This window comes from Geobacillus thermopakistaniensis (assembly GCF_000498995.1).
Classification (GTDB): domain Bacteria; phylum Bacillota; class Bacilli; order Bacillales; family Anoxybacillaceae; genus Geobacillus; species Geobacillus thermoleovorans.
Window position 1 is genome coordinate 1 of the sequence record NZ_AYSF01000075.1, and the last position, 9,968, is coordinate 9,968.

8 protein-coding genes and 1 pseudogene are annotated in these 9,968 nt (G+C 49.3%); 3 read left to right on the forward strand and 6 right to left on the reverse strand.

Annotated features, from left to right (window positions below):
• Positions 1-140: 140 nt before the first annotated feature.
• Positions 141-341, forward strand: a pseudogene (locus T260_RS1000000139015) (ATP-binding protein); the annotation flags it as partial.
• Between the two features lie 673 nt (positions 342-1,014).
• Here the strand turns inward: T260_RS1000000139015 and T260_RS1000000139020 are convergent.
• The 4 genes from T260_RS1000000139020 to T260_RS125185 all read right to left on the reverse strand — a co-directional run bounded on the left by T260_RS1000000139020 (position 1,015) and on the right by T260_RS125185 (position 7,460).
• Positions 1,015-4,215, reverse strand: coding sequence for an Ig-like domain-containing protein (locus tag T260_RS1000000139020; RefSeq protein ID WP_023634346.1), 3,201 nt, complete (start codon positions 4,213-4,215; stop codon positions 1,015-1,017).
• Positions 4,216-4,587: 372 nt separating this feature from the next.
• A complete protein-coding gene (locus T260_RS125195) occupies positions 4,588-5,367 on the reverse strand; it encodes a hypothetical protein (RefSeq protein ID WP_011232657.1) in 780 nt (259 codons plus the stop codon).
• 45 nt (positions 5,368-5,412) lie between these two features.
• Positions 5,413-6,768: a C40 family peptidase gene (locus tag T260_RS125190; RefSeq protein ID WP_023634347.1), complete on the reverse strand. Its 1,356-nt coding sequence runs from the start codon at positions 6,766-6,768 to the stop codon at positions 5,413-5,415.
• Positions 6,769-6,950: 182 nt separating this feature from the next.
• Positions 6,951-7,460 carry a hypothetical protein gene (locus tag T260_RS125185; RefSeq protein ID WP_023634348.1) on the reverse strand — a complete coding sequence of 170 codons (510 nt, stop codon included), beginning with the start codon at positions 7,458-7,460 and terminating at the stop codon, positions 6,951-6,953.
• A 208-nt stretch (positions 7,461-7,668) separates the two neighbouring features.
• Here T260_RS125185 and T260_RS125180 point away from each other — a divergent pair, with 208 nt between their 5' ends.
• A complete protein-coding gene (locus tag T260_RS125180; RefSeq protein ID WP_023634349.1) occupies positions 7,669-8,076 on the forward strand; it encodes a helix-turn-helix domain-containing protein in 408 nt (135 codons plus the stop codon).
• Between the two features lie 120 nt (positions 8,077-8,196).
• Here the strand turns inward: T260_RS125180 and ssb are convergent, their stop codons facing one another.
• On the reverse strand, positions 8,197-8,556 hold the full coding sequence (gene ssb, locus T260_RS125175) for a single-stranded DNA-binding protein (protein ID WP_011232661.1): 360 nt from the start codon (positions 8,554-8,556) through the stop codon (positions 8,197-8,199).
• A gap of 269 nt (positions 8,557-8,825) precedes the next feature.
• On the opposite strand from ssb, the gene T260_RS125170 reads away from it, so the two are divergent.
• The gene (locus tag T260_RS125170) at positions 8,826-9,266 is read left to right on the forward strand and encodes a YwpF-like family protein (protein WP_013146485.1); all 441 of its coding nucleotides are present in this window, start codon (positions 8,826-8,828) and stop codon (positions 9,264-9,266) included.
• A gap of 56 nt (positions 9,267-9,322) precedes the next feature.
• On the opposite strand, the gene srtD is transcribed toward T260_RS125170, so the two are convergent.
• Positions 9,323-9,868: a class D sortase, LPxTATN-specific gene (gene srtD / locus T260_RS125165; protein WP_023634350.1), complete on the reverse strand. Its 546-nt coding sequence runs from the start codon at positions 9,866-9,868 to the stop codon at positions 9,323-9,325.
• Positions 9,869-9,968: the final 100 nt, after the last annotated feature.

A 9,968-nucleotide genomic window follows, 5' to 3' on the forward strand; every position in this document is an offset into this window, starting at 1 on the left:
CCATCGCTCGTTGTGTTGGTCAAAAAGTTATTCTGAAAAACTAAATAAAAAATCCTTTGTTTTGACCTTGTTAGGGTGCGAAATGTGAGAAATAAAAAATCCTTTGTTTTGACCTTGTTAGGGTGCGAAATGTGAGGTTGCATATGATCGCCGACTGTTATGAGCGAAACAGCGTCATCGTGACGTCGAATCTGGAATTTGGACAGTGGAATCGGATGTTTGGGGACGACAACCGCTTGACAGCTGCTCTGGTCGATCGCTTGGTTCATCACGCCCACATCCTGGCCTTTACGGGAGAGAACTACCGCCTGCGAAACGCCCTCTCGGCCCCATCCAGCCGTTCTCTTCCCTCGGTCTGGAATCCTAAGTCTTGGACTGGCAAGCCTATGTATTTTTTTCTTGCACTTCTCTGCACTTTTTGCTTGCAAAAAACACCGTTCGGCCTGCACGACTTCCAAGTAGGACGTACAACGCAATGGAGCCCGGTCGATCATGAACAAAAATAGAAAGCCCGCCAACGCAAAACCGACATTGAGAGTGTGTTTGGACAAATCAAGCAAAATCGCAGGTTTCATCGCTTTGTCCTGCGAATCCTCCAAAAGTTTCCATCTAATAGGGCTGCTTTGTGTTGCCCACCATCTTCTCAAAAAAGCCGCTAGGGACAAGCAACAGCGCCCCTAGTCGCATAAATAACAGGATGAAGAGAGGTTAAATCTCACATTTCGCACCCTGAATAAAAATTCAAAATAAGCCTGATTTGAGTGAATAAAAATTAGTTATTTTACAATATTTGTATAAAAATTTATTTTTATGCGAATATTTTGGTTATTTTTTGTATATTATGCAAAGGTTGCGAAATATGAGTTAAATCTTCTTCTGTTTAACCAAATATGTAAAAAACAAAGGAGGACTAACTCCAAAAGTCCGCTTTTTGGCGGACTTTTGGGTCAGTCCCTTCGATACCTGTACGACATACTTCAGGGCGTGATAGGTACACCCCAATCCATCCCTAAATTAGTTTTTAACTACAGTTGTAGCATTATCAAATACTCCATCTGAATTAGCATCAGTATTATCGCCAACTGTAACTGTAAATGTTTGAGTTGCAGTCGATGCACCTTTAGTGATTGTTGCAGTTAATACTACAGTTTGTGCAGAAGATGTACGTGCTGGTGTAGTGTACGTTCCATTAGAGATTGTTCCTCCACCAGACGTAATTGCCCAAGTTACTGTAGCTCCATCTTGAGTAGACGGCAATGTAATTGTTGAAGTAGCACCTGTTGGATTTGTTACAGTCAAATTTAAGTTGGCTTTTGCTGTAGCAACTGTAGCAGCATCAGCTGCTGTTGCAGTAATGCCATCTTGAGAAGCTTTCACATTACGAGCTGCATCTTCAACTGGACCCACTAAAGCCACTTTCGGAGTTGCTGCTAAATCATTCGTTGTTTTCTCTTGGACTGTGATAGTCACCACATTGCCGTTTACAGACACTGATTTAACAGTATAACCTTCAATCGAGAAGTCTGAATCATTTACAGACGGCACATACAGATTTTCGCTGAATGTTACCTCAAAGGTGTCAACAAAATTGTCTCCGTCTAAATCTTTCGCTACAGCAACTGTCATTTCTGGTGCATATTTATCAGCAACTGACACACCGCTAGTCCCCAAATTCACCGCCACACCGAAGCTGTTCTTAGCGTCAACATTAGAAGCTGCTGTTCTTACTTTTACGTTCGCAACACTTGTTGGGATGTTATTAGTAGTAGTCAAGGTAATTACAGACTTGCCATCTACTACTTCGTTGGAAAGCCCGCCAGCTTGAGCCCAAGTGCTACCGCCATCAACACTAACTTCGAAGTCATCTGCTTGCGCGCCTGTAATGATTTCTTTGAAATAAAGTTTAATTGTATTTTTACCCGTTGCTTCTGCTTTATCAAATAATGGAGCAGAAACTGTTGATGGCACTTGAACATCCGTAGAAGCTGCAGCGATTGGGTTACCCGCAGCATCAAGAACACGTAATACTTGAATTGTTGCTCCTGCTGGATTTTGTGTTGCGTCGGTAAAGTCAAGGATTACAGCTTTATTCCCGTCTACTGCTGTTACAGTAACTTTGCTATCTAATGCTGCACCGCCAAACAAGTAGTTAAGTTTGTTTTCGATAGAAGCTTTGTCCATTACTTCGCTGAATACAATCTTAACTTTCTTAGTAGATAATAGTTGTGCTTGAATACCTTGTGCGTTGCTGTCTAAGTCAGAAACTGTAGGCGGCACAACATCTTTAACACTTACTGTTGTAGTGTAATCAGCAAGTTTATTTTCGTTAATAGACTTATCTTTTACGTTCTTGATTGTTAATGTGTAAGAACCGCCGTTTAACGTCGGTGTAGTAATTGTGAACGTTTTGTTATCAGTTGTGCTGACAGAAGTTAGATTCACTGTATTACCTGCTGCGTCTTTAAGTGTATAGTTACCTAATACATCTCCACCAGTTACTTCTTCACTGAATGTTACTTTAATTTGGGTATTCGAAACAGCCTCAACTTTTGTCACTGTTGGAGCCACTGTATCTACAGTTACATTGCCTGTAATCGTTTGAGCAGGCACTTTGTTGCCCCAGAGGTCAGCAATTTGAGCGCCTTTCTCATCAACATAGCTTAAGAATAATTTGAACGGACCTTCTGGAAGCGGGTTGGCGAAATCTAAAGTGAGCTCTCTACCATTTAAAGTTTTTGTTGCTTTATATGCAGCAACACCTTTGTAAGTGTGATAGAATTCAACGTTTGCATCCATAACATTTGTTACATCTTCATTGAATTCAAGAACAATTTTCTTAGGAGATGCAGATTTAACTGTTACAGTTGGAGCTGTAGCGTCTGCCGCAAAAGTAAATTCTTTAACTACTTCCTCAACTTTGAAACCAGCGTAGTCCGCACCATCTTTTACTTTTAATTTATGGGTACCCGAAGCTGGTTGAGTGCCAAGAGTTAATACTGCCTCATCAGAACCTGGAGTAAATGCTACGTTTACAATAGCAATTGTTCCATCATCCAATGTGAAGGTTGGAACAGTTGAAAGGATTTCAGAGAATTTTACCTTCAACGTCTTCGGTCCAATTGCTTCAACACTAGCAACAGTCGGAGCTGTTACGTCCAAGAATTTAACCGATTTAGTAGTTTTTCCGATCAATTCACCATTTACAGTTTTTACATTTTCAATTGTTAAATCGGCAGTTTGTTGCTGAGCAGCGCTATTAGTCAGTGTTAGGATAACTTCTTTGCCGTTCGCTTTTGCACTAGTTACTGTTAAACCGCTTGCACTTGGGAATGTATAGTTACCGACAGTTTCAGCAGTTGTTACATCCACATCTTTGTTGAATGTAATTTTAACTTGTTTAAGGTTAATCGCACTTACACTCTCAACCTTCGGCGTCAATGCCGCTTCATACGCCGCATTGGCGTCTTGTGCTGCTTTTTGCAGTTCAGCTTTGAACGCATCGGTTACTTTCGATACGTATTGGTTGACTTGGTCAAGCGCAGCTTTCGCTTTGTCCAAGTTGCCGGCTTTGACGGCGTCTTGCGCTTCACGAGCTTTCATGGCAACGGTGATGTCGTAGATCAAGCTGTCGCGCAATGCTTGAGCATCGGCTTTGAACGTCGAACGGAGGAGTTCGCGCGTCGTTTGGCCGTATACGCGATCAAGGATGACCGTGCGCGTTTTGAGCTCGTACGAAATTTTGTGGTAGAGCTCTTCTGCTTTTTTCAGATCTTTCGCATCGACGGCTGCTTTGAGTTCTTGACGCATCGCGTCTAATTTTGTCGCATAGTTGTAAGCGTCGATGTACGTAGCCACGCGCGCTTCGCCCGATTTCGGGTTGGCTTTGAATACATACGTTTCGTATGTAGCTTGCAAGTCAGCCAAATACGCGTCTTTTTTCGCGCCGCCGGCTTTGTTCACAACAGCGACAGCGTTCGCATACGCTTGTTTTGCTTTGTTGTAGGCTGCGTATACATCGTTAATGTCCGGGAATTGGCCCGTTTCCGTTACCGTGTGGCTGTACGTATAGTACGCTTGCTTCATTTGCGCTTTCGCTTGGCTGACGACCGTCGCAACGTCCGTGGCTGCTTGGGAAGCATGCGGGTTGGCTGCGACGAAAGCGCTCGCTGCTACAGCGCTGGCTGTGGCGAGTTTGACTGCTTTCTTTTTGTCCATAAAGCCCAAAATCCCCCTTCGTTTTTATGAAACTTTAGAGCAATGGGTACTAAACGTTTCCGTTTAGTAGATTCATTGCCTAAAAGGTGCTAACATCAACCAATATCATCCTTGACGGCTAGATGCTGGGCTGATTAGAAAGCCTAGCATCTGTTGCTAGCACTTGAGCATAATTCCTCAATGCTCCACGTCTCCTATAATAATACATTTTTCTTCTAAATTCTAGTCCTAAATACAAATTTTTTAGAGAATATGCCTTTGAAATTATTGCCATCGATGGCGACATTGATATGAATATGCCTGTAACAGAAATTTAGAACGATATTTTGGCAGTTTGATGGTTTTGGTTGGCAAACATTTTGTGCAAAAACATCAATCGTTTTTCTTCACCGTGACGTCCATCGGTTGGCCAAGCGTCATTTTGACGACGTCATAGCGGTCATTCAAGTACAAATCGAGAAAGCGGAACTGTCCTGCGAATTGTTCCGGGCTGTTCGTGATGGAAAATTGCAGCTGCATTGCGTAATCGCCGCTGTTGGCGAGCTGTTCGGCGATTTTTTCGATCTCTTCCTTCGGCACGTTGTACGCTTTTAAGTAAGAGATCGAGTCGGCGATCGCTTCGGCGTTGTCGTTGAAGAAAATGGAGAGCGTCACCGTTGCGCCGTCGATGCGGCCTTCAAGCGGCAATGACATATTTTGGCCGTATAAGTACCAGCCGAACAGACGATTTCCTTTTTGCCGCTCAATGACGAACGGAACGGATTCATTTCCTGCCTGAAGAATGTATTGCCCTTTCAATGAGCGGGCGACAAGGGCGAGAAGTTCGTCTTTTGTGAACGGCACGTATTGGATGGCGTCCCCTTGTTTGGCATACAGTCCACCGCCGAGGCTGTAATAGACGGCGCCGCCTGCCCGTTTTTGGCTGTAGACGCGATACTCGCGCCCTTGTTTCACCGTCATGGCGGTCTGCCATGCCGCTCCGTTCAGGCGGTATAGAGGCGTGTCGCGCAAAATGACGACTTTGCCGATCATGCCTTGTTTCCATTGGACTTGCCCCCATTGGACGGCGGCGTCAACTGTTTGTCCATTTCCTCCGAGGGCGATGGCGGCGGCGAGGCAGATGGCGGCTGCCATTTGGGATGCATGTTTCATCTTCGTTTTCCTCCTCATTTTGGTCATCGTTGTCGTTCCAGCATGCTAAAATAACCGCTTCGCCCCCAAGTACCGCTGTTTCCAATACGATTGGTCGAGGCGGCTGATCGTCACTCCAGTCGAAGCGCCGCTATGGATGAACTGGCCGTTGCCGATATAGATGCCGGCATGCGATGGGCCGTTGGTGGTCGTGGCGAAAAAGACGATGTCGCCGACTTCCGGGGCGGAAACCGATGCGCCTGCATTCCACATCAAGGCGACGGTGCGCGGGATGGGGACGCCTTGTTGCTGGAACAGGTAGAAAATGAAGCCGCTGCAGTCAAATCCCTCTTCCGGCGCATCGCCGCCCCAAACGTATGGGGTTCCGAGCAGCTCAGCCGCATCGGCGACAAGTTCGATGACATCCACCTTCGTCGGGGGAGCTTGTCCAAGCAGACGCTCGTATGTTTCGCTGTCAACAATGCCGGTCGCTGGGAGTTTGGCCGCTTGTTGGAAACGGCGGACGGCATCGGCGGTGGCAGTGCCGTAGTAGCCGGTGATGGCCGTGTAGAAGTAGCCGAGCTCTTTCAGCTTTGTCTGAATGCGCTTGACGTCTTCGCCGAGCGCGCCGATTGAGAGGCGAACCGCCAGGCGCTCGCGCTCGATCGGTGCAGGCGGGGGTGTTTTCGCTTTTACTGCGCTCGCAAGGAGGGCAGCGGTTTGGTTGTCGACCGCGCCGGTCACTGGCAGGCCGTTGTCGCGTTGAAAGCGGCGGATGGCGTCGGCCGTCAGCACCCCATAGTAGCCGGTGATGTCCGAATACGTAAAGTAGCCGAGTTGTTTGAGCTGTTGCTGCAGCTCGCGGACGTCGTCGCCGCGCGAACCGATCGTCAGCGCGTCAGATGACGTGGCCGGCTGACTTGTTGCTTTTTGCTTCAGCCGCTCAAGCGTCGCCCGATCCGCCCGGCCGGTGGCGGGAAGTCCGTTCGCCCGTTGAAACTGCTTCACGGCATCGGCCGTCACCGCGCCGTAGTAGCCGGTGATTTGCGGATAGCGAAAATAGCCGAGCTGTTTCAGCCGGCGTTGCAAATCACTGACGGCCGCGCCGCGGGAACCGATGGCGAGCGTGTCGTTTGACGCAGGCGCGCTTTTGAGCTTCGCGTAGGTGGCGTCATCGACGATGCCGGTCGCTGGCAAGTTCATCGCCCGTTGGAACGCTTTGACCGCTTCTTCGGTAATGGCGCCAAAGTAGCCGGTCGCTTGCGGATACGTGAAAAAGCCTTTTTCTTTCAAGCGCTGCTGGAGCTGTTTGATTTCAGGAGAACTCATGCCTTTCTTCCATTCCGCCGCTTGGCTCTCGTCCGGCGCGAGAAAAAAGGCAGAAGCCATGGCAGCGGCGAAAACAACGTGATTCGGTTTCACAGATGCGCCCTCTCCCTTCGCCGTCTGTTTCGTTTTTCATCTTTCATCGAGGCCTCATGCGGGATAGTTCCTCAGGCCGGCTTGACATCCCGCAGCCAAAAATAGTAATGTTCTATATTTTCAGTATAACGGACGAAAGCCATGAAAGGAAACGATTTTTTTTATTGGAAGAAGGAAGAAGTTTATGCGCCGGAACGGGGCATGCTTCGCTTCGGAGGCGACGGATACGTGAACAAATACGACACGCATCGATCGTCGACAAGGTAAATCGACTGCAGCACTTCATAAATGAGCTGTTTTTCCATCGCCAGCCATTCATCTGCGCGGATCGGGATGTATTTTTGCCTCGGTTCGTTCCACTCATAAAGGGCGACGGTAAACTTTTTTTGGCGAAGATCGAGTTTGACGATAAACATGTAAAGCTGGCTCGTGCATTTAAATACAAAATAGAGCTGGGCTTCCTTTGAGCAGGTGATCGTGCGGAACAGCGCCTCGCCTTCCGATGCAAAACGCATCCGTCCACCTTCGTTTTTCAGCGAGCGCAGCGAATCGGTGAAACTGGCCGGGGCGATCGTTTTCAGCCGCACGGAAAACGGATTTTTCATTTCCTCAATATAGATGTGGTACATTTTTTGGGCGTGTTTCTCCCCGTTTCGTTCACAAATGACAAAATCGGCAAGATAGATGTTCACCTTGACCCCCTCTTTTTGGTTCGTAATTTCCCATTTTTAACTAATTGTACTATGTCCTTCCTGGACAAAAAAGATGCCGAACGACGAAATCACGGACAAATCCGTTCTGATTTAGAAACAAAGATAGAAATGAGCGAAAAAGGAACAACCATTGGCTCCATGCTTTTCTATCTTTAAAGAGTAATGATGAAAAGCGTGGTGACGAACGATGACAAACTTGGGGGAGACGCTCAAACAACTGCGAAAACAACGGCGCTGGACACAGGAAGAGCTGGCCGAGCAGCTGAACGTGTCGCGTTCGCAAATCAGCAAATGGGAAAACGGCAGCTTGCTTCCAGATGTGCAGTCGCTTGAGAAGCTATGCCAGCTGTTTGATGTCAGCGCCGATTTTTTGCTTGGCGGCGAAACGCGCCAACGCGAGCTGTTGCGCGAAGTGACAGACATGTACGGAACGGCGGACGTGCACGAAACGGTGCTCGCGGCGTTGGACTACTTGCTTCATAACCAAGAGATGAGCGAAGCGGTGTACGCGCTCGCGAAGCTGCCGGATAAAAAGCGAAAACATGTCGAAACGATGATCGTGACGATCGTAAAAGAGTGCTCCGAGCTCATGTAGCTCCCCTCATGCTGAAAAAAAGCGCTAACAACGACGTGCTAGCGCCATCCGTTGGGGAGTGTTTGGGGACACGTTCTTTCTCTTGGGGATTCGCTTTGAAAGGCATGTATGGGGAAACGACTATACGTGCTCCGGCCATTCTGGTTTCTTTCCGGAGTGGAGAAATTGGACGGACTCCGCGACGACTTCGGTGACATAGACGCGTTGACCGTCTTTTTTATCGTAGCGGCGCGTTTGGATTCTCCCCGTCACCGCCACCATCGATCCTTTTCGGCAATAATTGGCGGTATGTTCCGCTGTTTTCCGCCATAAAACGCATGGAACGAAATCGGCGTCAATCCCCCCTTCCGCGTTGCGGAAATTTCTCGCCACCGCCAGCGTGACAGTCGCGACGGCAGCCCCTTCGGCCGTGTAGCGAAGCTCGGGATCTTTCGTCAACCGGCCGACCAACACGACTTGGTTGATCATGTGTTGGCGCATCCCCCCTTTCCTCCACCGCACCTTTATGATAACGAATCTCGTTTTGGGTCGTAAAATCGCGATTTTTGCATTTTTTGGCGCACTCTATGGATACAATTCAGCGAAAAAGGCGAAATCTTCGTCGACAATGGCGGGGCAAAATGGCGTTTTTGCCATCCGACGGAAAATATGCAGATCGTTTTTCAGCAGGAGGGGCGGCATCCCGTTTTTCTTCCCTCGTCCGCCTGTGCTATAATCTTGGATAAGACAACGGTAACGAGGTGGACGAGATGAAAACGTTCAAGCTTGTCGGGCTCTCGGTCATCGATGACGACATGCACCGCCAAGACATCCCGTTTATTGACGGGTTGATCATCAACAAAGAAGACGGGCAAAACCGCTGGCTCGTGGAGGCGTATTTGGATGACGACTATGAGCCAATGTTTGTGAGCTTGCAGCGGCGTCCAGAGTTTCAACTGCAAGTGACGATCACCCACACGAGCAACGACCCGGCCAACATGCTCGTCGCCGTCCGTTCGATCACGAAAATGAACGGCCACATTAGCGTCTTGATGGAAGGGCTGATGATCCCGCGGCGCACCCATTTGGCGGAAGTCGTGCTGGCCGGCCTTGTCAAGAAAGGGCTGCAAGGCGAGGCGCTGCTTCAAGAGTTTCGCCAGCAAATGCATGAGCGAATCGATGCCAAGGCGCCGCAGGAACGGAAAAGGTAAAAGGCTGGAGAGCGCACTTTCCAGCCTTTTTGTTTGCCTTCCTGCAGGCAAGTGGATCATCCTCTTGGAAACGCCAGGGCATCAACCCGAACCGGGCGGGCGGTGACGATGCAGCGCTTCGGAGCGCGGCCGATGAGGCGAAACGGGTAGCACGTTGTCACCGTCAGCGTTGGGCGCGCTTTCTCGACCAAAACGGTCCGGTCGTCGTCATCGACGATGCGGATGTTGACGATGCGGTAATGGATGGCGGCGCGATCCGTCCGAATGATAAGCGCATCGCCGATCTCAAGCTCGCCAAAGCGGCGGAACACAGTATCGCGGTGCCCGGATAGCACGACATGCCCTCGTCCCCCCGGCCAATCGCTCGCTGGATAATGGCCGACACCTCGGCGCAATTCTTGTTCGCGGACGCCTTCATACACGGGAATCGCCGCCCCGAGCTTTGGGATGGCGAGTTCACCAAGGTAGACGCCAAGCGGTGCGTCTTTTTGCGCCGAACGTTCCGCTGGAAGGCTTGCGGCCGGCGGTGAGGAAGGCGCAGGAGCATCCCGCTTGACCGCCATCCAGCCGACGGTGTACCAATAGCCGTTCCAACCGGCCATCGCCGCTCCGATGACGATCGCCGCCAGCGCCGCCCATTGGGCGGCCCGGCGCCCCCACGAAACCCGCGCGGGCTTTTCGGCAAAATTTTATAGCTATATC